25 protein-coding genes are annotated in these 26,664 nt (G+C 42.0%); 18 read left to right on the forward strand and 7 right to left on the reverse strand.

The window, feature by feature from the left end; genetic code table 11:
• Window positions 1–79: 79 nt before the first annotated feature.
• Complete coding sequence (locus JOC78_RS08655; protein ID WP_204554226.1) at window positions 80–922, forward strand: EcsC family protein; 843 nt, start codon at window positions 80–82, stop codon at window positions 920–922.
• A gap of 53 nt (window positions 923–975) precedes the next feature.
• Here JOC78_RS08655 and JOC78_RS08660 read toward each other — a convergent pair whose 3' ends face one another.
• The gene (locus JOC78_RS08660; protein WP_204554228.1) at window positions 976–1,272 is read right to left on the reverse strand and encodes a hypothetical protein; all 297 of its coding nucleotides are present in this window, start codon (window positions 1,270–1,272) and stop codon (window positions 976–978) included.
• A gap of 245 nt (window positions 1,273–1,517) precedes the next feature.
• Here JOC78_RS08660 and JOC78_RS08665 point away from each other — a divergent pair, with 245 nt between their 5' ends.
• The 3 genes from JOC78_RS08665 (at window position 1,518) to JOC78_RS08675 (ending at window position 4,653) form a co-directional block, all read left to right on the forward strand.
• The gene (locus tag JOC78_RS08665) at window positions 1,518–2,732 is read left to right on the forward strand and encodes an argininosuccinate synthase (protein ID WP_204554666.1); all 1,215 of its coding nucleotides are present in this window, start codon (window positions 1,518–1,520) and stop codon (window positions 2,730–2,732) included.
• Window positions 2,729–4,123 carry an argininosuccinate lyase gene (gene argH, locus JOC78_RS08670; RefSeq protein ID WP_204554230.1) on the forward strand — a complete coding sequence of 465 codons (1,395 nt, stop codon included), beginning with the start codon at window positions 2,729–2,731 and terminating at the stop codon, window positions 4,121–4,123. Before JOC78_RS08665 ends, argH begins: the two co-directional genes overlap by 4 nt.
• Before the next feature lie 89 nt (window positions 4,124–4,212).
• A complete protein-coding gene (locus tag JOC78_RS08675; RefSeq protein ID WP_239587085.1) occupies window positions 4,213–4,653 on the forward strand; it encodes a GNAT family N-acetyltransferase in 441 nt (146 codons plus the stop codon).
• A gap of 110 nt (window positions 4,654–4,763) precedes the next feature.
• On the opposite strand, the gene JOC78_RS08680 is transcribed toward JOC78_RS08675, so the two are convergent.
• Together JOC78_RS08680 and JOC78_RS08685 are read right to left on the reverse strand one after the other, a co-directional pair.
• A complete protein-coding gene (locus JOC78_RS08680; RefSeq protein ID WP_204554234.1) occupies window positions 4,764–5,213 on the reverse strand; it encodes a universal stress protein in 450 nt (149 codons plus the stop codon).
• 79 nt (window positions 5,214–5,292) lie between these two features.
• Complete coding sequence (locus JOC78_RS08685) at window positions 5,293–6,387, reverse strand: M24 family metallopeptidase (RefSeq protein WP_204554236.1); 1,095 nt, start codon at window positions 6,385–6,387, stop codon at window positions 5,293–5,295.
• A 173-nt stretch (window positions 6,388–6,560) separates the two neighbouring features.
• Here JOC78_RS08685 and JOC78_RS08690 point away from each other — a divergent pair, with 173 nt between their 5' ends.
• Together JOC78_RS08690 and JOC78_RS08695 are read left to right on the forward strand one after the other, a co-directional pair.
• Window positions 6,561–7,241 carry a metal-dependent hydrolase gene (locus JOC78_RS08690; RefSeq protein WP_204554238.1) on the forward strand — a complete coding sequence of 227 codons (681 nt, stop codon included), beginning with the start codon at window positions 6,561–6,563 and terminating at the stop codon, window positions 7,239–7,241.
• A 181-nt stretch (window positions 7,242–7,422) separates the two neighbouring features.
• A complete protein-coding gene (locus JOC78_RS08695; RefSeq protein WP_204554240.1) occupies window positions 7,423–8,736 on the forward strand; it encodes a CBS domain-containing protein in 1,314 nt (437 codons plus the stop codon).
• Window positions 8,737–8,772: 36 nt separating this feature from the next.
• Here the strand turns inward: JOC78_RS08695 and JOC78_RS08700 are convergent, their stop codons facing one another.
• Window positions 8,773–9,084, reverse strand: a complete 312-nt coding sequence (locus JOC78_RS08700; RefSeq protein WP_204554242.1) for a YtpI family protein — start codon at window positions 9,082–9,084, stop codon at window positions 8,773–8,775.
• A gap of 98 nt (window positions 9,085–9,182) precedes the next feature.
• Between JOC78_RS08700 and JOC78_RS08705 the strand changes: the two genes are divergently transcribed.
• The gene (locus JOC78_RS08705; protein WP_204554244.1) at window positions 9,183–10,121 is read left to right on the forward strand and encodes a DHH family phosphoesterase; all 939 of its coding nucleotides are present in this window, start codon (window positions 9,183–9,185) and stop codon (window positions 10,119–10,121) included.
• 50 nt (window positions 10,122–10,171) lie between these two features.
• Here JOC78_RS08705 and ytrI read toward each other — a convergent pair whose 3' ends face one another.
• The gene (gene ytrI / locus JOC78_RS08710; RefSeq protein ID WP_204554246.1) at window positions 10,172–10,675 is read right to left on the reverse strand and encodes a sporulation membrane protein YtrI; all 504 of its coding nucleotides are present in this window, start codon (window positions 10,673–10,675) and stop codon (window positions 10,172–10,174) included.
• Window positions 10,672–11,007: a sporulation membrane protein YtrH gene (gene ytrH, locus JOC78_RS08715; protein ID WP_204554248.1), complete on the reverse strand. Its 336-nt coding sequence runs from the start codon at window positions 11,005–11,007 to the stop codon at window positions 10,672–10,674. The genes ytrI and ytrH overlap by 4 nt, the downstream gene beginning before the upstream one ends.
• 153 nt (window positions 11,008–11,160) lie before the next feature.
• On the opposite strand from ytrH, the gene dnaE reads away from it, so the two are divergent.
• The 8 genes from dnaE (at window position 11,161) to JOC78_RS08755 (ending at window position 22,081) form a co-directional block, all read left to right on the forward strand.
• Complete coding sequence (gene dnaE / locus JOC78_RS08720; protein ID WP_204554251.1) at window positions 11,161–14,523, forward strand: DNA polymerase III subunit alpha; 3,363 nt, start codon at window positions 11,161–11,163, stop codon at window positions 14,521–14,523.
• An 87-nt stretch (window positions 14,524–14,610) separates the two neighbouring features.
• The gene (ystJ, locus tag JOC78_RS08725) at window positions 14,611–15,849 is read left to right on the forward strand and encodes an NADP-dependent malic enzyme (RefSeq protein ID WP_204554254.1); all 1,239 of its coding nucleotides are present in this window, start codon (window positions 14,611–14,613) and stop codon (window positions 15,847–15,849) included.
• A gap of 3 nt (window positions 15,850–15,852) precedes the next feature.
• On the forward strand, window positions 15,853–16,461 hold the full coding sequence (locus tag JOC78_RS08730) for a FadR/GntR family transcriptional regulator (protein WP_338023191.1): 609 nt from the start codon (window positions 15,853–15,855) through the stop codon (window positions 16,459–16,461).
• Between the two features lie 101 nt (window positions 16,462–16,562).
• The gene (accD, locus tag JOC78_RS08735) at window positions 16,563–17,435 is read left to right on the forward strand and encodes an acetyl-CoA carboxylase, carboxyltransferase subunit beta (RefSeq protein WP_204554256.1); all 873 of its coding nucleotides are present in this window, start codon (window positions 16,563–16,565) and stop codon (window positions 17,433–17,435) included.
• Complete coding sequence (gene accA / locus JOC78_RS08740; protein ID WP_204554258.1) at window positions 17,432–18,382, forward strand: acetyl-CoA carboxylase carboxyl transferase subunit alpha; 951 nt, start codon at window positions 17,432–17,434, stop codon at window positions 18,380–18,382. Before accD ends, accA begins: the two co-directional genes overlap by 4 nt.
• A gap of 254 nt (window positions 18,383–18,636) precedes the next feature.
• Window positions 18,637–19,596: a 6-phosphofructokinase gene (gene pfkA / locus JOC78_RS08745; RefSeq protein ID WP_204554260.1), complete on the forward strand. Its 960-nt coding sequence runs from the start codon at window positions 18,637–18,639 to the stop codon at window positions 19,594–19,596.
• Between the two features lie 43 nt (window positions 19,597–19,639).
• Window positions 19,640–21,400, forward strand: a complete 1,761-nt coding sequence (gene pyk / locus JOC78_RS08750; RefSeq protein WP_204554262.1) for a pyruvate kinase — start codon at window positions 19,640–19,642, stop codon at window positions 21,398–21,400.
• Window positions 21,401–21,694: 294 nt separating this feature from the next.
• The gene (locus JOC78_RS08755; RefSeq protein ID WP_204554264.1) at window positions 21,695–22,081 is read left to right on the forward strand and encodes an FxsA family protein; all 387 of its coding nucleotides are present in this window, start codon (window positions 21,695–21,697) and stop codon (window positions 22,079–22,081) included.
• Window positions 22,082–22,105: 24 nt separating this feature from the next.
• Here the strand turns inward: JOC78_RS08755 and ytvI are convergent, their stop codons facing one another.
• Complete coding sequence (ytvI, locus tag JOC78_RS08760; RefSeq protein ID WP_204554266.1) at window positions 22,106–23,236, reverse strand: sporulation integral membrane protein YtvI; 1,131 nt, start codon at window positions 23,234–23,236, stop codon at window positions 22,106–22,108.
• Window positions 23,237–23,371: 135 nt separating this feature from the next.
• On the opposite strand from ytvI, the gene JOC78_RS08765 reads away from it, so the two are divergent.
• The 3 genes from JOC78_RS08765 to icd all read left to right on the forward strand — a co-directional run bounded on the left by JOC78_RS08765 (window position 23,372) and on the right by icd (window position 26,622).
• Complete coding sequence (locus JOC78_RS08765; RefSeq protein ID WP_204554268.1) at window positions 23,372–23,827, forward strand: DUF441 domain-containing protein; 456 nt, start codon at window positions 23,372–23,374, stop codon at window positions 23,825–23,827.
• A 299-nt stretch (window positions 23,828–24,126) separates the two neighbouring features.
• Complete coding sequence (gene citZ, locus JOC78_RS08770) at window positions 24,127–25,245, forward strand: citrate synthase (protein ID WP_204554270.1); 1,119 nt, start codon at window positions 24,127–24,129, stop codon at window positions 25,243–25,245.
• 108 nt (window positions 25,246–25,353) lie between these two features.
• A complete protein-coding gene (gene icd, locus JOC78_RS08775; protein ID WP_204554272.1) occupies window positions 25,354–26,622 on the forward strand; it encodes an NADP-dependent isocitrate dehydrogenase in 1,269 nt (422 codons plus the stop codon).
• Window positions 26,623–26,664 lie beyond the last annotated feature (42 nt).

The raw sequence follows: 26,664 nt of genomic DNA on the forward strand, positions 1-26,664 counted from the left end.
GGAAAATTAATTCATGACAAAGCCTCATTAAAAATAAAACATCAGTTATGTGCATAAAATTAGTTAAGGCGGTGGGATTATGACATGGACAGCACGGGATCAAGCGTATTGGGAAGAGTTAATGAAGTGGGAGCAGTCACTTACAGATTACGAAGGAAATGATTTTCAAAATACATATGTGAAATGGCTGAACTCCGCATTTTCTGCTATACCTGAAGACGTTCAAGCTCCATTCTTTCAGCAGTTGGATCAATTGCTTTTTAATCTGCATTCGCTGCTGCAGGGTTCAGGGTTTCAAACGGAAGCAAGAGAGAGAATACTGACCTCAGCACGCATCTTTCATGAAGACATACAAACGATAGCAGATATGAAAAAACTGCGTGTCGATCAGCTGAATTATTTAAATCGTCAGCAAGCTTCAAGGCACCGTCTTTATTCATTCATCCAGGGCGGTTTGACAGGCACGAGCGGATTTGTGCCGGTTGCCTCTGATTTCCTGGTGATGGCCATAATTAATCTGCGGGCAGTGCAGCAAACGGCGATGTCCTATGGATACGATGTACAGATTCCATTTGAGATGATGACTTCCCTTAAAGTTTTTCATGCATCTGTCCTTCCGAATCGTCTCCAGGCCGATGGCTGGCAAAATCTTTTGCTAGAACTAGAGGAACATGATCAGCTTTACTTTTATAATGGAGAGGAACAGCTGACCGATCCAACCTGGCTAGAAGAGCCGATGAAACAGATAATGAAGCTGATGGCGATTAATGCGTTTAAAAATAAGAAGATGTCCAACTTGCCGCTGATGAGCATGGCGGTTGGTTCAGGGATTAACTATCGTTTAACGAAAAAAGTCACTCAATATGCAGAGAAGTACTATCAATATCGGTATTTAAATGAAAAGAAAACCAAAAGTGACTAAACGGGGAAAACCGGCAGCCTGGCTGCCGGTTTTTTATGCATGAAGAAAGCTGTTTACTCTTGGACTGCAGGAGAGGCGCGAAACCACAGCCACAAATCGTTGATAATAGAAGCTAGCTCACTGATTTCCTGGTTTAATTGACAGGAAACGTTAAAATCATCTTCTTGATTTAACCGTTCCTGTTTTTCATTTATAGATGTTTCAAGTATTTTTATCCGATCAGGGATCTCTCCGCGAATATCTTCCCATGTATAAATGATTTCTTTTTGCTGATCTTTCGTGAGATCAGACCATGGATCACTTAAAGAAGGAATGTGAATGCCTAAGCGCGGATCAAATATAAAGTACATATGACAGCTCCTTTCTCTCCTATTCTAGCCTTTTTATTCATTGAACTGCAAAGCAGAAAGTGAATGCATAAAAGTCTGAATATTTGCGTTACTCATTTATTCATAAAAAAGCAAAAAAATACAATTTTTTTTGAAAATAGTACTTGAAAGCTAGAATGGAAAGTGATATTCTTTAAACATGTTAAGAGAATAAAAATAAAACGAAATGAATATTTATACTAATAGATATCAACTTAGAGGAGGAAATATACATGAGTAAAAAAGTGGTTCTTGCATATTCCGGAGGTCTTGATACATCAGTCGCTATTCCTTGGTTAAAGGATCAAGGCTATGAAGTAGTAGCTTGCTGCTTAGATGTAGGGGAAGGTAAAGACTTAGATTTCGTAAAAGAAAAAGCATTGCAGGTTGGAGCGGTTGCCAGTTATATGGTTGATGCGAAAGATGAATATGCAGAAGAATATGCATTAATCGCACTTCAAGCTCATACGTTATACGAAGGAAAATACCCATTAGTATCTGCACTGTCTCGTCCGTTAATCGCTAAGAAGCTAGTAGAGGTAGCTGAACAAGAAGGCGCGGTTGCAGTTGCTCACGGTTGTACAGGTAAAGGAAATGACCAAGTTCGTTTCGAAGTTTCGATTAAAGCATTAAATCCAGATCTTGAAGTGCTTGCGCCAGTGCGTGAGTGGGGCTGGTCACGTGAAGAAGAAATCGAATATGCAAAAAAGAACAATATTCCGATTCCAATCAACTTAGATAGCCCTTATTCAATTGACCAAAACCTATGGGGAAGAAGCAATGAGTGCGGAATCTTAGAAGATCCTTGGGCAGCTCCTCCAGAAGGTGCATACGACTTAACAGCTTCTCTTGAGAACACACCGGACACACCAGAAATTATTGAAATCGACTTTAAACAAGGTGTTCCTGTTGCAATGAATGGCAAAGCTTACTCAGTAGCAGAGCTAATTCTTGAATTAAACCAAGTAGCGGGCAAACACGGCGTAGGAAGAATCGATCACGTTGAAAACCGTCTTGTAGGAATTAAATCCAGAGAAGTTTATGAGTGCCCGGCAGCTATGACGCTGATCCAAGCTCATAAAGAATTAGAAGATTTAACATTAGTGAAAGAAGTTGCTCACTTCAAGCCTGTCATTGAAAAGAAAATCACTGAACTGATTTATGAAGGACTTTGGTTCTCTCCATTAAGAACTTCACTAGAAGCGTTCTTAAAAGAAACACAAAAGTTCGTTACTGGTACAGTACGTGTGAAATTGTTTAAAGGACATGCGATTGTTGAAGGCAGAAAATCTGACTTCTCTCTATACAATGAAAAATTAGCTACTTATACAACAGAAGATGAGTTTGATCATTCAGCAGCTGTTGGATTTATCCAGCTTTGGGGCCTTCCAACGAAAGTTAATTCTATGGTTCAGCAAGACAAGGAGAAGGTTCAGTCATGAAAAAGCTTTGGGGTGGACGCTTCCAACAATCAGCTGAAGAATGGGTAGATGAGTTTGGGGCTTCCATTCACTTTGATAAAGAACTTGTATTTGAAGATCTTGAAGGAAGTATTGCCCATGTCACAATGCTTGGTAAAACCGGCATTTTAACTCAGGAAGAAACGGATCAAATCACGGGCGGCCTTGAAGCTTTAAAGGAGAAAGCTTCAAAAGGCGAGTTAGCTTTTTCGGTTGCCCAAGAGGACATCCATTTAAATCTAGAAAAATTCTTGATTGAGGAAATCGGTCCGGTAGGCGGAAAACTGCACACTGGACGGAGCAGAAACGATCAAGTGGCCACTGATATGCATTTGTACTTGAAGAAGCAGGTCGAAGTAATCATTGGTTTGGTTGAAAAGTTTCAAGAAGCAATTGTGGAAAAAGCCGAAGCTCATGTGGAAACACTGGCTCCTGGCTACACCCACTTGCAAAGAGCACAGCCCATTTCGTTCGGGCACCACTTAATGGCTTACTTTTGGATGATCCAAAGAGATAAAGAGCGTCTTCAGGAAAGCCTTAAGCGTATTGATCTGTCACCACTTGGAGCAGGTGCGCTTGCAGGAACAACTTTCCCGATTGACCGTGAGCTTTCAGCTGATCTTCTAGGTTTTTCCGGAGTATATGCCAACAGTATGGATGCGGTCAGTGACCGTGACTTCATACTTGAATTCTTAAGCAATTCTTCCATTTTAATGATGCACCTGTCTCGTCTTGCAGAGGAAATGATTCTGTGGTCGAGCCAAGAGTTTCAGTTTATTGAGATGGATGACGCGTTCTCGACCGGCTCAAGCATTATGCCGCAAAAGAAGAACCCTGATATGGCGGAGTTGATCCGTGGTAAAACAGGGCGTGTCTACGGTAATTTATTCAGCCTATTAACAACTTTAAAGGGACTGCCGCTTGCGTATAACAAAGATATGCAAGAGGATAAAGAAGGTATGTTTGATACCGTACATACAATGATCGGTTCCCTGAAAATCTTTGCAGGAATGGTTCAGACAATGAAGGTGAATGAGAACCGCTTAGAGGAAGCAGTTCACAATGACTTCTCCAATGCTACGGAGCTGGCTGATTATTTAGCCTCAAAAGGCATTCCATTCCGCGAAGCACATGAAATAGTTGGAAAACTAGTGCTTCACTGCATCCAAAACCAATGCTATCTCGCTGATCTTTCTTTAGAGGAGCTAAAGTCTGCATCTGAGATCATTGAAGAAGATATTTATCAAGTGCTGTCACCATACGAAGCTGTCAAAAGAAGGAAGTCTTTAGGCGGCACGGGCTTTGACCAAGTCCAGCTCCAAATTGATGCAGCAAAAAACTTGTTAAATAACAAACAAGCGCTTAAGAAGTAAGCGCTTGGGCTGCCGGGGATCTACCCGGCGGCCTTTTTTGTTTAAAAAATTGGGAATCAATTCGGTGATTGGATATGGAGGAGATCTATTTGGAAATACGACATTTAACACACGAAGAATTGTCAGATGCTAGTTTCTTATTAAATGAATATCGTATATTTTATAAACAACCCTCGGATTTAGAGGCAGCCGCTCAATTCTTAAAAGAACGGCTGGATCATAAAGATTCAATTGTATATATTGCTGTTATTGGAGAGGAAGCAGTCGGTTTTGTTCAACTTTATCCTACTTTTTCAACCGTTGCTTTAAAACCTGCATATATCTTAAATGATCTTTATGTCCTGCCTTCAGCGCGTGAAAAGGGGGTTGCACAAGCCCTAATCAATCAATGCTATGATTATTGTGAACAAAATAATGCACGGTATATCACTCTCGAGACGGCAGTGACAAATAAAAACGCTCAGAAATTATATGAAAAAATGGGCATGCGCACGGATGATGATGTTTATCACTATGTTAAGTATTTCTAGTCAAATGTCAGGCGTCTAAATGAAATACCTGTTAAGTAGTTTTATCTCTCCTAAAACAAGCACCAAAATAAAAATCCTCCACCGGATTCCGGCAGAGGATCTTCTTCGTTTTATTCGCCTTTATCAGTACGGACAACCAGCACGTCACAGTTAGCTGCGCGAGTGATATGTTCAGAGACACTTCCGATTAAGAAACGTTCCATCGCATTCAAACCTGTTGCACCGCAAACGATAAGGTCTGCTTCTACTTGTTTCGCTACATCTTTAGGGATAATTACTTTAGGTGAGCCATACTCAACAAAAGTGTTCACTTGCTTCACTCCTGCTTCAGCAGCTTCTTTCTTGTACTCTTCTAATAATTCATTGCCATACTTTGCTGCTCTTTCAGCAATGGAGCGATCATACGCTTCAATCGCTGCAAAAGAGCGGGTATCAATTACGTGCACCAAATTTAGTGCCGCGTCATTTCTTTTCGCAATAGCAATCGATTTTTTAAAAGACCATTCAGCTTCTTTGGAACCGTCAACAGCAACTAGAATATTTTGATATTTCATGCTCATCTTATATTCCCCCTTTGACTACATTTTACCTTAAAAGTGAGGGCTTGGCATAACAATTTTTCGAAAAATATAAAAACTTTTAGACAAAAGTTAATTTTTTTGGAAACGCTGTCAATGACTCTGCTCCTTGCTTGGTCACATAGAGGTCATCTTCGATTCGTACACCGGCAACGCCAGGAACATAAATACCCGGTTCAATGGTGAATACCATTCCTTCTTCAAGCTTTAATTCGTTCGTTTCCGTAATCGAAGGGTACTCATGAACACTGGCTCCAAGTCCATGGCCAAGGCGATGAGGGAAGTAGTCTCCGTATCCGGCATCAGCAATAGTTTGTCTTGCGATCAGATCAAGCTCTTTCGCAGTAACTCCAGGGCGGACGGCCGCAATAGCTGCTTCTTCCGCCTTCAAAACCGTTTCATAAATCTCGCGCTGTTTGTCATCGATGTCGCCAAATGCCACTGTTCTCGTAATATCAGAACAATAGCCTTCATACACAACTCCCAGGTCAAATAAAACTAGATCACCTTTTTGGATTTTAGTCGCTCCTGGCACACCATGCGGCGAGGCAGCATTTTTGCCTGTTAAGACCATCGTAGAAAACGACATTTCCGAAATTCCCTGCTTTTTCATTTCAAATTCAATGGCAGCGAGAACTTCTAATTCGGAAATTCCTTCACGAATCGCATTCACGCCGGTTTGAATCGCGTGATCGGCCATTTGAGCGGCTTTTCGTAAGAGTTTGAGCTCCTTCTCGTCTTTGATCATGCGCATTTGCTGAAGCTTTTCTTCGGCCGCCACAAATGCAGATCCTGGATAAAGAGCAGATAAGGCTTCATAACGCTCGACATTCAAGTGCTGTTTTTCAACAGCGATTGTTTGAATGAAAAGATTGCGTTTGGCAATGGTCTGCCCAATCATATCCCATGGGTTTTCAATATCGCTATAGCCGATAATTTGGTGGTCCCAGCCAGCTGCTTTCGCATCAGTCATTTCCATTTTCGGGCAAACTAAAAATGGTTCAGCATCCTGAAATACACCAACGCCAAGCAGACGTTCATGCGGATCGCTTCTAAAACCTGATAAATAAAATACGTTTTCAGTTGTGGTCATGAAAGAAAATTGAATATCCTTCGTTTTCATCCATTCCATTAGTCTATGTAAACGGTGTTCCATAATCGTCCTCCTCTGAACTTTCATCTTTCTAAGAGTAACAAAATAAAAGGTTCTTCGTAAACTTTTTCAAGCTTGTTATATAGAGAAGGTGAATAAAATGGTTCGAATTTCTGTTTTATGATCAAGTAAATAGTGAAATAGTTAATAGTAGAAAAAGAAAGGAGTTTTGATAAATGCGCGTATCTTATCATGGCCATTCCATCGTCAAAATTGAAACGAACGGTAAAACAATTCTCATTGACCCTTTTATTACCGGTAATGAATTAACGGATTTAAAGGTGGAAGAACAAAAGCCGGATTACATTGTCCTGACACATGGACATGGCGACCATATCGGCGACACGGTTGAAATAGCTAAACAGAGCGGGGCACTTGTCATTGCTGTGAATGAACTGGCGATTTACCTGCAGCACCAAGGTTTAAACACGCACCCCATGCATATTGGCGGAAGCCGTGAGTTTGATTTCGGGAAAATTAAATTTACTCAAGCATTTCATGGGTCAGGCATCCAGCAAGAAGATGGAACGTTCTTATACATGGGCATGCCGGCTGGCGTCCTGTTAATGATTGAAGGGCAAACCATTTATCATGCGGGGGATACGGGTCTATTCTCGGATATGAAATTAATTGGAGAGCTGCATCCAATTGACGTGGCATTCCTGCCGATTGGAGATAATTTCACAATGGGACCTGATGATGCGGCGATAGCGGCAAAGTTTTTGCAAGCTAAAACAGTCGTGCCGATCCATTACGATACCTTTCCTCCAATCAAGCAAGATCCGCAAGATTTTGTAAAGAAGCTAGAAAGCAAAAACGGCAGAGTCATGAAAGCCGGCGATGTAATCGAGATGTAACGGACAAAACCTCTTTGTCCGCTGACAGCTAAAAAGCTGCCAGCGGTGAAGAGGTTTTTTTAACAAAAGGGTGGTGCTTCTTGCTGATTGGGGAAAATGTTTCCGACAACAAATTGAATCAAGCTCTTTTTCAATCTATAATAAGGTATATATGGAGATCGGAAAGGAACAGGTGACAAACTTGATTACAAAACATGAGCAAATTTTACAATACATTGAAAGTTTGCCTGTCGGTGATAAAATTTCGGTCAGGCAAATAGCAAAAGCGCTTTCCGTAAGTGAAGGGACAGCCTACCGTGCAATTAAAGACGCAGAAACAAAAGGGTTTGTCAGTGCGATTGAACGTGTAGGGACCATTCGAATTGAACAGAAGAAAAAAGAGAACATTGAAAAACTGACATTTGCTGAAGTGGTGAACATCATAGACGGCCAGGTGCTTGGAGGACGTGCCGGTTTACATAAAACGCTGAATAAATTTGTGATTGGCGCTATGAAGCTTGAGGCGATGATGCGTTATACAGGGCCTGGAAACCTGCTGATTGTTGGAAACCGCACCCGTGCGCACGAACAGGCACTTCAAGCAGGAGCGGCCGTTTTAATTACCGGCGGATTCGATTCGGAAGAAGAAGTGAAGAAATTGGCTGACGAATTAGAACTTCCGGTCATTTCTACAAGCTATGATACATTTACGGTAGCAACGATGATCAACCGGGCCATCTATGACCAGCTCATTAAGAAAGAAATCGTGCTTGTGAATGATATATTCACTCCGCTTGAAAATACAATTGCTTTAACAACGAAAGATACTGTAGGAGACTGGCTGGATAAAAACAGAGAAACGCTGCACAGCCGTTTCCCTGTGGTTGATTCTCAGCTGAAGGTTCACGGAATGGTGACAGCTAAAGACATTATGGGCAATGAAAAAGAATTGTCCATTGAAAAGGTGATGACGAAAAATCCAATTACCGTCAGCTTAAAAACGAGTGTAGCCTCAGCCGCACATATGATGATTTGGGAAGGCATTGAGTTATTGCCTGTAGTCGATGAACAGAATCGTATGCAGGGGATTATCAGCCGGCAGGATGTTCTGAAAGCGTTGCAAATGACTCAGCGGCAGCCGCAGATGGGTGAAACACTTGATGATACGATCACAAATCAGCTCGACATTCTGGATGGGAAATCTTCCGAGGTTTACAAATTTGAAGTTACTCCGCAAATGACCAATCAGCTGGGGACCATTTCATATGGAGTCTTTACGACCATCGTGACAGAAGCAGCCAACCGGACGCTACGTGCTCATAAAAAAGGCGATCTCGTCGTTGAAAATATCACGATTTATTTTATTAAACCAGTTCAAATGGAAAGTCAGCTTGAAATTCATCCGAAAGTTCTTGAAGTGGGAAGGAAATTCGGAAAGGTGGATGTAGAAGCGTATAATGATGGGGTTCTTGTTGGAAAAGCATTAATGATGTGCCAGCTATTGGATCGTCAATAAATAAAAACATCAGGCATCAGCCTGATGTTTAAATGATTAGGATTGCGTCCCATCTAATTCTTCTGCTTCTCGTTTAGCAAATGGCTGGAAGTGACGGTAGGCTTTAAATCCGGCCCACATGCTTGCCCCGCCAATCAGCATAAATAAAGCGGCTATAATATAAGCAACCGTTGTCTGTTGAAGAAAAAGGGTATTTAGCCCGAACATACTGACAAACAGGCCTAGAGCCATGCTGGATTTTCCAGAGATCCATTTCTTCTCCATCGGACGTCTGCTTCTGGCATATTGTACTTTATAGACAATATAAAAAGAAAACGATAAGACAATAACAAATACAAAAACCGGCATAAAGTTAATTCCTCCAAGTTTTTCTTTGAAACAATTATATTTTAACGATAAAATGCCTGAAATTCTACCCAAAAACACAGTTTAAAAAAGGAGTTTCTATGAAAAAAGAAATTATTGAAAAAATTAAATCCTATTCCACGGTGATTGTTCACCGCCACGTTCGTCCCGATCCAGATGCTTATGGATCGCAGGGTGGGCTATGTGACATGATTCAAGCTTCTTTTCCAGATAAACAAGTCTACGCTGTCGGAGAAGAGGAGCCCTCTTTAGCTTATTTAAGAACGCTAGACACAATTTCCGATGATACCTACAAAGATGCGCTTGTGATCGTATGTGATACGGCCAATGCCGAACGGATTTGCGATGAACGGTATAAACTTGGAAAAGAATTGATTAAAATTGACCATCACCCAAATGAAGATCCATATGGAGATTTGCTGTGGGTAGATACTTCTGCAAGCTCCGTCAGTGAAATGATCTACGATTTGTTTAAAAGCGGTGAGTCAGAGGGACTGAAACTGACTGATGCGGGTGCACGGCTTTTGTTTGCAGGCATTGTGGGTGATACGGGCCGCTTCTTGTATCCAAGCACGACCATGCGCACAATGGAATATGCGGGAGAACTTCTTCAATATTCATTCGACAGAAGTGAATTATTTAATAAGATGTATGAAACCGAAGAGAAAGTACTCAAGCTGCAAGGCTATATACTACAAAACTTTAAGCTGCAGCCAAGTGGTGCGGCAGCTGTCATCTTAAAAAAGGAATTGCTTGAGGAATTCCAAGTAGCTCCATCAGAAGCTTCTTTGTTGGTCAGCACGCTTGGGAGTGTCAAAGGCATTAAATCATGGGTTTTCTATATCGAAGAAAATGATCAGATCAGAGTTCGCCTTCGCTCGAAAGGCCCCATCATTAACGGCCTTGCGAAGAAATACGGCGGCGGAGGACATCCGCTGGCGGCAGGCGCTTCTGTTCATTCGTGGGAAGAAGTCAGTCAAGTGTCAGAAGAGCTGTCAGACATTTGCCGCCAATCATAGACCAGCAGAAGCAAACAAGCGAAAATCAAATGGATTTTCGCTTGTTTGTATTAAGAACGGTCTAATTCGAGGTGAATGTGGATGGTCGTATAAAAAAGCCATTCTTTTACACGAAGGGAATAGCTTCTCTGATTGATCTTTAGTGTTTTATTTTCAATGGTCTGCTCAATGAGGTCTTTATGAGAGTACACAGTTTCTAAGTCTTTTGCTAAGAGGACAGATAAGTCTTTCTTAATCATTTCTTTCGCTTCAAAAATGCTTTGCGAATCATCAATTCCGTATTTTTCGTAGTTGGTAATTGTTATTTGAATGTCTTGTATAGTCAGCATCTGCTGATTCTTCTTGTTTAATTCTTTAAACTCTTCTTGCCAAATGGACAAATGTGACTGTAAATCGAGCAGTTCTTTTTTCTTCAGTTCTAGTGCAGTGGTTTGCTGTTCCTGAATAGCACCGAATATGTAAAGAAAGAGAAGCCAGCTGACACAAAATCCAATCGCAGCCCCTGCTAGCAGCACTTTAATCTTTTTTTTCTGATATAGCGGAGGAATTCTCATGGCGAAATATGCTCCCCTGTCAGCCAGGAAATGATGAGCGTGCCAATATGCGTCCCGCCCATCGCTGACAAAATTAATAGAAACTGTTTAAACAATTCCTTTGTCTCGCCTTGCAGAAATCCTCTTTCAAAACTGTATAAAGTATCAAATGTTCCTCCAATTGCCGCAATGATCGCCCAAATTCTCAATCCTTCACTAATTTGAAAAATCGCCGTATAAAGAGGTTTTCCCGTTAGAAAGGCGCCGATTCCTCCAAGCAATGATCCACCCAGCAGAATGCCAAATGCAATGAAAAAACATTTAAACAATTCATGAAAAAAAGTCTCTGCCATAGATCCTCCATGTTTGTCCGTCTTATCCACAATATATGTCCAAGCACGGACAGGTATGAAAAACAGAACATATTTTCTTTTTTTTATGTGCGGCTTTATAATGAAACTAATCAAGTGAGCGACAGATTAAGAGGATGAATAAAGGAGGGGTGAATGATGTATGTTCATTTACAAATACAAACAGGGTACAGCCTGCTAAAGAGCCCAATTTCCGTGGACAAGCTGGTACATAAGGGGAAACAGCTTGGTTATGAGGCAATGGCTATTACTGATCACAATGTGATGTATGGAGCCATTCCGTTCTATAAAGCGTGCAAAAAAGCGGGAATGAAGCCGATTATCGGTCTGACAGCGGACGTGAAGAGCGAATATGATGAGGGAAAAACGTACCCGCTCATCCTGTTAGCGAAAAATAATACCGGCTATCATCACCTTCTGAAAATATCGAGTGTGATTCAAACCAAAGCGAAAGACGGGATACCTGTTAAGTGGCTGAAAGGCTATTCAGAGGGATTGATCGCTTTAACACCTGGAATAGGCGGGGAAATTGAATCTCTCATTCAAGAGAACAGAACTGATCAAGCAGAAGAGGCCGCGCATTTTTATAAGCAGTTATTTGGGACAGGGAATTTTTATCTTTCCATGCAGCGTCATGGGCGAAAAGAAGAAGAATCCATAGAAGCGAAGATAATGAAAGTAGGCGAGTCTGCATCGATACCAATCGCTGCCACTCATCAAGTGATGTATTTGGATCAGGAAGAAGCGTTTGCGCGTCAATGCTTAGCGGCGATCGGTGATGGGGTCAAACTTTCTGATATTCAAATGGATCAGAATGACCGCTACTATCTTACGTCCAAACAGGAAATGGCCGAGCTTTTTTCTGACCGGCCTGAAATGCTCGAACAGACATTAAAAATCTCTGGCTTATGTGACATAGATATATCTTTTCATAACAAGCTCCTTCCAAAATTCCCGCTCCCAAAAGGGAAGACAGCGGATGAGTACCTATTGGAACTATGTATTCATGGGTTAAAAGAAGAAGGCTTAGATCATCTCCCGCAATATCAAGAACGCTTGAAGTATGAATTGTCCGTCATCGGGCGAATGGGATTTAGCGATTACTTTTTAATTGTGTGGGATTTTATGACTTTTGCAAGAAATCAGCACATTTTAACAGGGCCTGGACGCGGATCAGCAGCCGGTTCACTGGTTGCTTATGCGCTGAAGATTACAGATGTAGACCCGCTGAAATACCATTTATTATTTGAACGTTTCCTTAATCCGGATCGAGTGTCGATGCCAGATATCGATCTCGATTTTCCTGATCATCGCCGGGATGAAGTGATTAGCTACATCGCAGAAAAATATGGAGCGCTTCATGCTGCGCAAATTGTCACGTTCGGTACACTTTCAGCCAAGGCGGTCATGAGGGATGTGGCACGTGTATTTGGATTCGGAACGAAAGAACTAGAACAGCTGTCGCGCATGCTTCCTGCAAAGCTCGGGCTGACGTTAAATAAGGCATATGAAGAATCGGACACTTTAAGGCGATGGGTTCAGGAGTCTAAACAGAACGAACGGTTATTTCAAACGGCTCTCACATTAGAAGGACTTCCTCGGCATACATCTACTCATGCAGCGGGAATGGTCATTACGGAACAGCCGCTGACAGATTTAATTGCGATTGGTGAGGGTCACGACGGAATCTTTCTGACGCAATTTCCAATGGATACACTAGAAGAACTGGGTCTTTTGAAAATTGATTTGCTCGGATTGCGCAACTTAACTATTTTAGAGCGAATCATTGAGTCGGTTTACTATTCAGAAGGGAAAAGAATTCAGTTAAAAGACATTCCTTTTGATGACGAACAAACCTTCCGGCTGCTGTCTGCTGGACAAACAACAGGGATCTTTCAGCTAGAATCTGACGGGATGCGAAAAGTTCTGATGCGCTTAAAACCCAATCACTTTGAAGACATTGTGGCGGTCAATGCTCTCTACCGCCCGGGGCCGATGGAAAATATCCCTTTTTATATAGAACGTAAGCATGGTTTGAAGCCTGTGGAATACCCGCATCCAGATCTTGAGGAAATCTTAAAATCGACGTATGGCGTGTTGATCTATCAAGAGCAAATTATGCAGATTGCTTCAAAAATGGCCGGTTTTTCTTTAGGAGAAGCAGATCTTCTAAGGAGAGCAGTCAGCAAAAAGAAGCGGGAAGTGCTCGATGAAGAGCGGAAGCATTTTGTGAGCGGCGCGCGCGCAAATGGATATAGCAAAGAGACGGCTGAAAAAATGTATGATTTGATTGTTCAGTTTGCCAACTATGGATTTAATCGCAGCCATGCGGTTGCCTATAGCTTCATCGCTTATCATTTGAGTTACTTGAAAGCTCATTACCCTAAAAACTTCATGGCCGCTTTGCTTTCATCGGCTATTGGAAATCCGGATAAGGTCAGTCAATATATAGCGGAAGCTAAGTTGATGAATGTGGAACTGCTGCCGCCTTCAATTAACAAAAGCCACATTCCTTTCAAAGCCGAGAAACAGGGGATTCGGTACAGTTTAGCAGCAATTAAAGGAATGGGCAGCAGTGTACTGAAAGCGATCCTTGAAGCGCGAAAGGATAGGCCATTTGCAGATCTGTTTGATTTTTGTATAAGAGTCCCTCTGAAAATTGTCAACAGAAAATCGATGGAGTCCCTTGTATTTTCAGGTGCTTTTGATGATTTTTCTCAAGACCGGGCAGTGCTGTTAGCAAGCTTAGACGTGGCGATTGACCATGCCGAGCTCGTTAAGCCTGATGAAGATTCCTTCGATCTGTTTATGGAGGATGATTTCTTTCCTAAGCCAAAATATGTGGAAGTGGATCCTATGAAAGAAGAGGATTTGCTCGCTTTTGAAAAGGAAGTGCTCGGACTATATCTGTCATCCCATCCGACGGAACCGTATCAGCCATTATTTAAAAGCATGGGTGGAAAGCAAGTAGCAGACATTTTATCAGATTCAAGAAAGAAAGCTTCTAGCGGGGCATTTCTCAGTGAAGTTAAAGCTATTCGAACAAAGAAAGGGGAAAACATGGCCTTTATTACATTTTCAGACGGAAGCGCGGAAATGGAAGGAGTCATTTTCCCAAATGTGTATCGAAAAGTGTCTCTGCTGTTAAAAAAAGGGGAGGTCTTGTGGCTGACAGGAGAATCAGAAGAGAGAAATGGACAGAAACAGTTCATTGTAGAGTCTGTCGTCACCCTTGAAGAATTAAAAAAGCAATCACAAGAGAAGCAGATGATTCTCTATTTAAAAATTCCGGACAGCCCGGATGAACACCTGGTGCTTGCAGATGTGCATAAAGTATTAAGCAGATATAAAGGGCAAACGCCGGTAGTCATGCATTATGAAAGAACTCGGCAGACGATTCAGCTAAGAGAAAGTAAATGGGTGAAGCCGTCTGAAGCATGCTTGTCTGAACTCGAAGAAATCTTGACTAAAGATTGTATCGTGCTGAAATCACCTTAAGACTTTACAACAAACGAGTGATAGGTTATTGTGTGTAATATATATTTTCGTGGTCTGACCACTGTGCAATTTTAGGGAGTGAATATCATGTCAATCAGAGAAGAAGCACTGCATATGCATAAAGCTAATCAGGGCAAGTTATCAACGGGAATTAAGGTAGAAGTGAAAAATGCGAGAGATTTAAGCCTTGCCTATTCACCGGGAGTTGCTGAACCTTGTAAAGAAATTTATGAAAAGCCGGAGACGGTTTATGATTATACAATTAAAGGAAACACAGTAGCGGTAGTATCTGATGGAACAGCCGTACTCGGTCTTGGAAACATCGGGCCGGAAGCAGCGATGCCTGTAATGGAAGGAAAAGCTGTACTGTTCAAAAGCTTCGCCGGTGTGGATGCCTTTCCTATTTGTTTGAATACAACAGATGTCGACAAAATTGTTGAAACGGTGAAATTAATGGAGCCGACTTTCGGTGGTGTCAATTTAGAGGATATCGCGGCACCGAACTGCTTTGAAATTGAAGAACGGTTAAAGAGAGAATCGAATATCCCGGTGTTTCACGATGATCAGCATGGAACAGCAATCGTCACAGTCGCGGGATTATTAAATGCGTTAAAGCTGACAGGCAAAAAGCTGACAGAAATAAAAGTGGTAGCTAACGGCGCAGGTGCTGCTGGCATTGCCATTATTAAACTTCTTTTCAGTTATGGCGTTCGCAACATGATCATGTGTGATTCTAAAGGTGCGATCTATGAAGGCCGTCCTGAAGGTATGAACAGTGTGAAAGACGAAGTGGCCAAGTTTACGAACCAGGACAAGCAGGCAGGCAGTCTAGCAGAAGTAATTGAAGGCGCGGATGTTTTCATTGGCGTATCTGTAGCTGGAGCGCTGACACAAGAAATGGTTGCGACAATGAAGAAAGAACCGATTATTTTTGCAATGGCGAACCCAACGCCTGAAATCATGCCAGAAGAGGCAAAAATGGCTGGAGCGAAAGTCATTGGAACAGGCCGTTCTGATTTCCCGAACCAAGTGAATAATGTATTGGCCTTCCCTGGTATTTTTAGAGGAGCTTTAGATGTCCGGGCCACACATATTAACGAAAAAATGAAGCAGGCCGCTGTTGAAGCAATCGCTGAACTAGTGAGTGAGAATGAATTAAATTCAGATTATGTCATTCCTGGCCCATTTGATCCGCGAGTAGCACCAGCAGTAGCCGCTGCAGTCGCCAAAGCAGCTATGGAAACGGGTGTCTCTCGTATTAAGGTGGACCCTGAAGAAGTTCGAGAACGCACCATTCAGCTAGCTGTGATCGGCAAAGGTGAATAAGCAGTGAGTAAAAGCGGAGGCAATTCAAAATTTGTTGATATCGTTGATGAAATTCGACAAATGATTGCTTCGGACGGACTGCTGCCCGGTGATAAAATTCCATCAGAAAGAGAATTGTCAGAGCGCCTGTCAGTCGGGCGCTCTTCTGTAAGAGAAGCGCTTCGTGCGCTGGAATTGCTCGGGTTAATTGAAACTAGACGCGGTGAAGGCACTTTTCTGCGCGACTTTAGCGATCATCAATTAGTTCAGCTGCTCAGCACATTCATTTTGCAAAACGACCGAACGAAACAGGATGTCAGACGGACGAAAGAAATTCTAGAAATGGGCTGTTTAGCATTAATGACTGAGCACCCGGATTTAGAAGAAATTTTAGCTGCTGTGGCTGATGAAATGGAGCAGGCTAGTTTCACAGAGGAGCAGTTCTTTCGAATGCTAATGAAGCACGGTCAAAATGAATTGCTGACAAAAATTTGGCTAATTGTCTCGGATTATGCAAAAGCCATTTATAAAGACGACCGAATGGCTGGTAATAAGCAAGGCTTTCATCTGCTTCTGGATACAGTAAAAACAAAAAATTTGACAGAAATCTTTCAGGCCTATAAAAATCTATAAAAATTTGTCGAAGGACAAGCACAAGAAATAACATTTTTTTTGCACACGGTCATGTACAGTTAGGGGACAGTGTGATCGTCTTAACAGGGGGAGGATGTACGTTGATTAAAGAATTGTTCAGTAAACAAAAGCAAAAAAAGAAGAAATACGCCACAATACCTTCTGAAGCGAGTAAACAAGACGTTCCAGAAGGAATTATGCAGAAATGCCCGAAATGTAAAAAAATCATGTACACGAAAGAATTAAAAAAGAATTTAAACGTTTGCATGCAATGCGGCCATCATTACCAAATGAACGCGGTTGAAAGATGCAGCTCTTTCATTGATGAAGGAACATTTATTGAATTGGATGCCGAATTGACCTCTGCCAATCCATTAAACTTCCCTGGATATATGGAAAAAGTCGAAGCAGACCGAAAGAAAACCGGTATGAATGAGGCGATTTTAACTGGAAAGGGCCAAGTAAATGGCTATGATGCCGTAGTTGCCATCATGGATTCTACATTCCGAATGGGCAGCATGGGTTCCGTTGTAGGAGAAAAAATTACAAGAGCCATCGAAGAAGCCGAACGTCTGCAGGTTCCATTTATTATTTTTACGGCATCTGGCGGTGCAAGAATGCAAGAAGGCGTGCTGTCTTTAATGCAAATGGCGAAAACGAGTGTGGCGCTTAAGCGGTTCTCTAATGGCGGCGGACTGATCATTTCCATCATGACACATCCGACGACTGGCGGGGTTTCAGCAAGTTTTGCCTCATTAGGAGATTACAATTTCGCTGAGCCTAAAGCACTGATCGGATTTGCCGGCCGCAGAATTATTGAACAAACGATTCGGGAAAAGCTCCCTGAAGACTTCCAAACAGCGGAATTTTTATTAAAGCATGGACAGCTTGATGCAGTGATCCATCGGCATGACTTAAAAGATAAAATTGCCTTTTTATTAGATATTCATCAACCGGGCGGTGATTTAGCATGATAGGATTAGAATTTGAAAAGCCAGTCCTTGAGTTAAAGGACAAGATCGCAGAGTTAAAAGAATTTACTTCTAATTCTGATGTCGATCTGTCAGAAGAAATTGCGAAGCTTGAAGAACGCTTAAAAAAATTAGAAAATGATATTTATGAAAGCATGACTCCGTGGGATCGCGTTCAAATGGCCAGACACCCGGAGCGTCCGACAACATTAGATTATATCGAGCATTTGTTTACGGATTTTATGGAACTTCACGGTGACCGGCTGTTCGGCGACGATGCAGCCATTGTAGGCGGCGTGGCTAAATTCCATGGCCGGCCAGTCACAGTGATTGGTCATCAGCGCGGACGTGATACAAAAGAAAATATTCGCCGTACTTTTGGCATGCCTCATCCTGAAGGCTACCGTAAAGCGCTTCGATTAATGAATCAAGCCGTCAAATTCAAACGTCCGATCATTTGTTTAATTGATACAAAAGGTGCTTATCCAGGCAAAGCGGCTGAGGAGCGCGGGCAAAGTGAAGCGATCGCAAGAAACCTGTTCGAAATGGCAGGAATGGCTGTTCCGGTCATATGCATTGTCATTGGGGAAGGCGGAAGCGGCGGCGCGCTGGCTCTTGGTGTTGGTGACCGTCTGCATATGCTTGAGAACTCCACGTATTCGGTGATTTCTCCAGAAGGAGCTGCAGCACTGCTTTGGAAGGATGCAACGCAGGCAAAACGAGCGGCAGAAACGATGAAGATCACGGCTAGAGACTTAAAGGAATTAGAAGTAATTGATGAAATTATTCCTGAAGTCAGCGGAGGAGCTCATCGTGATGTGAAATTGCAGGCTGAACGCATTAATGAAGTGTTAGTTAAATCACTGGACGAACTGACTGAATTGTCGCCTGATGAACTGCTGGCACAACGCTATGATAAGTACAAAAAAATTGGGGAATATTCTCTATAATCGTTTTAAAGAATTTGATAGGGGTATTAGGGTAACGTGCATTCTTAGGAGGAAGCACGTTTTCTTTTCGCATTTTTATGGGAGGAAACGCTTGCAATTAACTGATTTTTGCGTGTCTTTTGCAAAGGTTCTACTAAACATTGTGAAGGTCTGACCTTTCTGTTATTTTAAAATAAAGAGATAGTTTTTAGTTCATACTATGTTTGGACTCATGGCTCTGGATTACATAACATACTACCATTGAGGTGATATTTATGAAACGTATTGGAGTATTGACTAGCGGCGGAGACGCCCCAGGAATGAATGCAGCCGTTCGTGCGGTTGTTCGTAAAGCCATTTATCATGGATTAGAAGTATATGGCGTATACCAAGGTTATCATGGATTGATGACAGGAAACATACAGAAGCTTGAACTAGGCTCTGTTGGAGATATTATTCATCGCGGCGGTACGGTTTTAAGGTCTGCCCGCTGTCCGGAATTCGTCACCAAAGAAGGACAAAAACAAGGAATTGAACAGTTGAAGGCTCATGGTATTGAAGGGCTGGTTGTCATCGGCGGAGATGGCTCTTATCGCGGAGCGAAAGCTTTAACTGAACTAGGCTACCCGTGTGTCGGCGTGCCGGGAACAATTGATAATGATATTCCAGGTACCGAGTTTACAATTGGCTTTGACACAGCACTTAATACTGTCATTGATGCGGTGGATAAAATTCGTGATACAGCGAGTTCCCACGAGCGCACCTTTGTTGTTGAGGTCATGGGAAGGGACGCAGGAGATCTAGCATTATGGGCTGGACTTTCAGGCGGAGCTGAAACGATTCTGATTCCAGAAGATCCATATGATATGGAGTCGGTGAAAGAACGTCTCATGAAAGGGCATGAACGCGGAAAGAAACACAGTATTATTATTGTGGCCGAAGGCGTCATGAGCGGAACGGAATTCGCTAAAAAGATTGAAGAGAATACCGATTTTGACACAAGAGTTTCTGTGTTAGGCCATATGCAAAGAGGCGGTTCACCAACTGCTGCAGACAGAGTGCTTGCGAGCCGTCTAGGAGCAAGAGCTGTTGAACTTCTCATTGAAGGCAAGGGCGGACGAGCTGTTGGAATCGAGCACAATAAATTGGTTGATTATGATATTATTGAGGCGCTTGCTATGCCGCATAAATTAGACTTAGATATGTATCGTTTATCAAAAGAGTTATCCATTTAACATTTAAATAGGAAATCCCTACTCTCTAGGAGGCTGCAAAACCATGAGAAAGACGAAAATTGTATGTACGATTGGACCTGCCAGTGAAAGTGTCGAGATGTTAACGTCTCTTATTCATGCTGGAATGAACGTTGCCCGTTTGAATTTTTCGCACGGCAATCACGAAGAACATGCCGCGAGAATCAAGAATATTCGGGAAGCGGCAAAAGCTGCTGGCAAAACAGTCGCTATTTTATTGGACACAAAAGGACCGGAAATTCGCACACATAACATGGAGAATGACTCGATCGAGTTAAAACAAGGAACTGAAGTCATCATTTCTATGCATGAAGTGCTTGGAACCCCGGAGAAATTCTCTGTTACTTATGATGGGTTGATTGATGACGTCCGCACAGGATCTAAGATCTTACTGGACGATGGATTAATTGGCCTTGAAGTTGTTTCAATTGAGAAACAGCAGGGGGAAATCCTTACCAAAGTATTAAACAATGGAACGTTGAAAAATAAAAAAGGCGTGAATGTGCCAGGTGTATCGGTGAAACTCCCTGGAATCACAAGCAAGGATGCAGAAGACATTAAATTTGGAATTGCACAAGATGTTGATTTCATTGCAGCATCATTTGTTCGCCGTCCGACAGATGTGCTTGAGATTCGTGAATTGCTTGAGAGCAATCAGGCGTCTCACATTCAAATCGTACCAAAAATTGAAAACCAAGAAGGTGTCGATAACATCGATGAAATTCTTGAAGTTTCCGATGGATTGATGGTTGCGCGCGGAGACCTTGGTGTTGAAATACCCGCAGAAGAAGTGCCGCTCGTCCAAAAAAGCTTGATTAAAAAATGCAATATTCTTGGCAAGCCGGTTATTACTGCGACGCAAATGCTAGATTCTATGCAAAGAAACCCGAGACCGACGCGTGCAGAAGCAAGTGATGTGGCTAACGCCATTTTTGATGGAACAGATGCCATCATGCTTTCGGGTGAAACCGCTGCAGGATCTTATCCTCTTGAAGCTGTGCAGACGATGCATAATATTGCTGCCCGTGCGGAAACAGCTCTTAATTTTAAAGAAATCCTATCTACTCGCAGCAAAGTGAGCAAACATACGATGACAGATGCGATCGGCCAATCCGTCGCACATACAGCGAATAACCTGACAGCGCGAGCGATTGTGGCTCCTACAGAAAGCGGTCATACAGCCCGCATGATCTCTAGATACCGTTCACAAGCGCCAATTGTCGCTGTGACTTCTGATGAACGAGTATCAAGAAGCTTGGCACTGGTATGGGGAGTTGTCCCTCAAATTGGTCCAAAAGTAAAAACAACGGATGATATGCTTGAATTAGCTGTTCAGCAAAGTCTTGAAACAGGATTAGTCAAGCATGGGGATTTGATTATCATTACTGCTGGCGTTCCAGTGGGTGAAAGAGGCACGACGAACTTAATGAAAATCCATGTTGTCGGGGATATCTTGATGAAAGGTCAAGGAATTGGCCGAAAATCCGCATACGGCAAAGTCGTGGTTGCTAAAGATGCACAAGAAGCCCTTGAAAAAGTGGAGCCAGGATCTATTTTAGTTACGATCGGCAGTGACAAAGAAATGGTTCCGGCCATTGAAAAATGTGCTGCGTTAATTACAGAAGAAGGCGGCTTAACCAGTCATGCCGCAGTGGTAGGCATTAATTTAGGCGTGCCAGTATTAGTAGGTGTAGAACAAGCTACTCATGCTTTGTCAGACGGCCAGGAAATCACTGTAGATGCTGCCAGAGGGATTATTTATAACGGACATGCCAACGTTCTTTAAGATAAAAAGACATCTCGTTGAGGTGTCTTTTTATTTTTTTAAAGGTAAAATACGGAAAAAATCCTGGTTATTTATTCGGGAATAAGTTGCTGATATATTTTGAAAGTTGCCGATAATTGGATGGAAGTTGCTGATATATCTAAAATAGTTGCTGATAAATGTTCAAAAGTTACTGATATCCTTCAGCTTAAGCCTATTTGCCCTTCACTCCTGGACAGCGAGATTGGCATTTCGTGTGTCTAGCTAGAATATGATAAAATAGAGAGAAGGCTTGGCCATTAGAGGAGGTAGACGGTGAAATATCTATTACCGATTTTTATTATCATCCCGGCATTTGAGATTGGATTGTTGCTTCTTTCAGGAAAAACGATAGGAATCGTTCCAACCATTATGCTCATCTTGACAACGGGGTTTATAGGAGCCTATTTAGCAAAGAAGCAAGGGCTTCATACGATTCGCAGGTTACAGACAGATCTTCAGCAGGGGTTATTTATCGGAGATTCTGTTTTAGATGGGGTTTGTATTCTTGTCGGGGGACTGCTGCTATTAACGCCTGGATTTATTACAGACGCTACAGGCTTCTTTTTGTTAGTTCCGCAGACTAGACACTATTTAAAGCCGGCGCTCTATAAATTATTTCGCCGCTGGTTTCAAAATGGAAATATCATCATAATGAAATAGCGTCAGCCCAAGAGCTGACGCTATTTATTTCGGTGGCGGTTCGACAGGCTTCCCTATTACATACGCCCATAGATCGGTGAAAACGCCCGCGTGGTGCAGCGAATTAATCACAACAAGCGTGACTGGACCTAAAATCAGTCCTAAAAACCCTGCAAGTTTAAACCCGACAAACAAAGCAATTAGCGTAGCGAGTGGATCCAGGCCAATGCTTGCTGAGAGAATCTTAGGCTCCATAATTTGCCTTTGAACAATGACGATAATATACAAAACAGCAAGTCCAATGGCAAGAGAGGTATCACCGGCAATTAATTCATACACGATCCAAGGGACAAATACAGCGCCCGTTCCTAAATAAGGGAGAATATCTACAAGGCCAGTGACAAGCGCAATGGTAATCGCATAATTGACGCGAAGGATTAAGAGGCCAATTAATACAATCACTGTGGTAATGGAAATCAGTGTCAGCTGGGCGCGCATAAAGCCGAATAATGCTTTCTTTAAAGAGTTAAAGACCTTCCGTAAGCTAAGAGCGGCTTTCACTGGCAAATAAGCAATGGTCCGCTGCTGCAGCCGCTCCCAGTCTTTGCTGATAAAAAAAGCGGCCAGTAATGAAAAAATCAGCACTGTGGCGAAGTTAGGAATCCAGGAAATAAGATGGGGCAGACTTAAAAAGAAGTTCTGCAGAAAGTCGCCGGCTGACGAAGCGATTTTCTGTCCGGTTTCTTGGATATTTTCAAGGATGCTTTCCTGCTGGCCTGAACCGAGAGATTTGAATAAACTTGATCCTTGCTCGTATAGAGGAATCACCTGAGCGGCAATCATCAGTTCGATATAACTGATAGTTGTATCAATATGTTTAGGTACTACAGAAGCTAAATAATCGGCTCCTGACACGATCTCGGCAATTAACAGGGTGATCACACCGGCCAAAAATGCGAGAATAAAAAAGATAGAAATAACCACAGCTGCCGCCCTTGGCAGCTTGAGATTCTTTTCTAAAAAAAGAACGAATGGGTTCATAAGAAAGGCGACAGCTAGTCCAATAATAAATGGATAAGTCACTGATGCAATATAATAAAGTGAGATGATCAGCAGCAGGGCAGAAACGATAATCATAAAAAGACGTACTAGCCGGCCGCGAGTAATAGGATTCATTCATTTGCCTCCTTGCTTCACATATATAATTGAAATTGTAACTTGTTGAGGCTGGAAATAAAAGCAAGTAGCGAGAGAAGAATATTGACAAATCTCGCAATGTTTAAAAAAATAATCGAATTGAAGGGAAATAACATGTTACAGCCATATTTATTTTTACTGCTATTATTAGGCATCAGTCTGATGGCTAAAAATCAGTCGCTGCTTATAGCGGTTGCTGCATTACTTTTTATAAAATTACTCGGACTCGACGGAAAGCTGTTTTCTGTTATTCAGTCGAAAGGAATTAATTGGGGTGTAACCATTATCACTGTCGCCGTCTTAGTTCCGATTGCCACAGGAGAGATAGGATTTAAGGAATTGGGTGGCGCACTTAAATCGCCCTATGCATGGATCGCCATTGTGTCGGGGATGTTTGTCGCATTACTGGCTAAAGGCGGAGTTGTTTTATTAGCAGAAGATCCCCATATAACGACTGCACTTGTATTAGGCACAGTAGCTGCCGTCGCTTTATTTAATGGTGTGGCAGTAGGGCCATTAATAGGAGCAGGCATTGCCTACATGGCCATGAAAGTTTTTGAGTGGTTTTAATAGTAACAATATTCATTTTCCTGTATAATAAAAGGTAGTGGAATAAAAGAATTTATTATTATACCACATGAATGATTGTGTTTTTTATTTGCTGAATAAATAATTTTTGAATTTTTTAAGACATTTTGATTCACAAAAGTCTGATAATTGTTTATAATAGGAAATGAAAGCGCAAACTTTTCACAGCAGGACAACCTTTTTATTTTATCGTTTACTGAGCAACCGCTCATTAAGAAGTCAATAGACGATAAAAAGTGGGGTAACGGGGATATTCTAAAGGCAAAGGAGAGAAAAATTTTATGACAACAACTCGCGGTTTAGAAGGAGTAGTTGCAACAACATCATCAGTCAGTTCAATTATTGATGATACTCTTACATATGCAGGTTTTGATATCGATGATTTAGCGGTAAACGCTAGCTTCGAAGAAGTCATTTATTTACTTTGGCACCGCACTCTACCTACTCAAGCGCAACTGGATGAACTAAGAGAGCAGTTAGCAGAAAGCTATGAAATTCCTCAAGAGGTTATCAACCATTTCAAAATGTATCCAATTGATAAAGTACATCCGATGGCTGCACTCCGCACGGCTGTGTCGTTTCTAGGATTGTATGACGAAGAAGCGGATGTAATGACAGAAGAAGCTAATTACCGTAAAGCAATCCGCTTACAAGCACAAATTCCTGCGGTCGTAACAGCATTTGCGCGCATCCGTAAGGGTTTGGAACCGGTTGCACCACGCAAAGATTACAGCTTAGCTGCTAATTTCTTGTACATGCTTTCCGGCAAAGAGCCAGAAGAAATTGAAGTAGAAGCATTTAACAAAGCGCTTGTCCTTCATGCGGATCACGAGCTAAATGCATCTACATTTACGGCACGTGTTTGTGTAGCTACCTTATCTGATGTTTATTCTGGTGTTACAGCAGCAATCGGCGCTCTTAAAGGTCCTCTTCACGGCGGAGCAAATGAGCAAGTTATGAAAATGCTGTCTGAAATCGGCACTCCTGAAAATGCTGAGCCGTACATCTTAAACAAATTAAATAACAAAGAAAAAATTATGGGCTTCGGCCACCGTGTATACCGTAAAGGTGATCCGCGTGCAAAGCACTTAAGAGAAATGTCTAAGAAGTTAACTGAAATAACAGGCGAGCCTCAGTGGTATGAAATGTCCACTCAAATTGAAGATCTTGTAACATCTCAAAAGAACTTGCCGCCAAACGTTGATTTCTACTCGGCTTCTGTATACCATAGCTTAGGCATTGAACATGATTTATTCACACCGATCTTTGCAGTTAGCCGTGTATCTGGCTGGCTGGCGCATATTTTAGAGCAGTATTCAAATAACCGTTTGATCCGTCCTCGTGCGGAATATATCGGTCCTGATATGCAAAAATATGTACCAATCAGTAAGCGCGGATAAATTCTGATATTTACAAATTGCAATAAAATTGGTGTAATAATATAGTAAGCGAAAGGTTAGAGGCGATTGCCATCTAACCTTTGATTCTGAAATTGGAGGAATTGGATTATGACACAAGGCGAAAAAATTTCTGTACAAAACGGCGTATTAAACGTACCTAACAACCCGGTTATTCCTTTCATCGAGGGAGATGGAATTGGTCCTGATATTTGGGCAGCAGCTTCCCGCGTTCTAGATGCAGCGGTTGAAAAAGCATACAACGGCGAGAAAAAAATCGAATGGAAAGAAGTCTATGCTGGAGAAAAGGCATTCAACAAAACAGGTGAATGGCTTCCGGAAGAAACACTTAACCAAATTCGTGAATACTTAATCGCTATCAAAGGTCCTTTAACAACTCCAGTTGGCGGAGGTATTCGTTCTCTAAACGTTGCACTGCGTCAAGAATTGGATTTATTCGTATGTCTTCGTCCAGTTCGTTACTTTGATGGTGTACCTTCACCAATCAAGCGTCCTGAAGATACTGACATGGTTATTTTCCGTGAAAACACTGAAGATATTTATGCAGGTATCGAGTATGCAGAAGGTTCAGATGAAGTGAAAAAAGTACTTGATTTCCTTCGCAATGAAATGGGAGTAGACAAAATCCGCTTCCCAGAAACTTCTGGTATCGGTATCAAACCGGTTTCAAAAGAAGGAACTTCCCGCTTGGTGCGTGCAGCGATCAATTATGCTATTAAAGAAGGACGTAAATCCGTTACTTTAGTACATAAAGGCAACATCATGAAATATACTGAGGGTGCATTTAAAAACTGGGGTTACGAGCTTGCTGAGCAAGAGTTCGGTGACAAAGTATTTACTTGGGCACAGTATGACAAAATTAAAGACGAGCAAGGCGCAGAAGCGGCAAACAAAGCGCAAGCTGATGCTGAAGCTGCTGGCAAGATCATCGTAAAAGATTCTATTGCTGATATCTTCTTACAACAAATCTTAACTCGTCCACGTGAGTTCGATGTAGTAGCTACAATGAACTTAAATGGTGACTATATCTCTGATGCATTAGCTGCTCAAGTTGGCGGAATCGGTATTGCACCAGGAGCTAATATTAACTACGAAACTGGACATGCTATTTTTGAAGCGACTCATGGTACAGCTCCAAAATATGCAGGTTTAGATAAAGTAAACCCATCATCTGTTCTATTATCAGGCGTATTATTGCTTGAGCACTTAGGATGGAATGAAGCGGCACAAATGATTACAAAATCAGTTGAGAAAACAATTGCTTCTAAAGTTGTTACTTACGACTTTGCCCGTCTAATGGATGGTGCAACTGAAGTGAAAACTTCTGAGTTTGCTGACGAATTAATTAAAAACCTTTAATTTACATTGACCGTTCCTCGTATAGAGGGGCGGTCTTACCTA

This window comes from Bacillus ectoiniformans, from assembly GCF_016908875.1.
Taxonomy (GTDB): domain Bacteria; phylum Bacillota; class Bacilli; order Bacillales; family Domibacillaceae; genus Bacillus_BX; species Bacillus_BX ectoiniformans.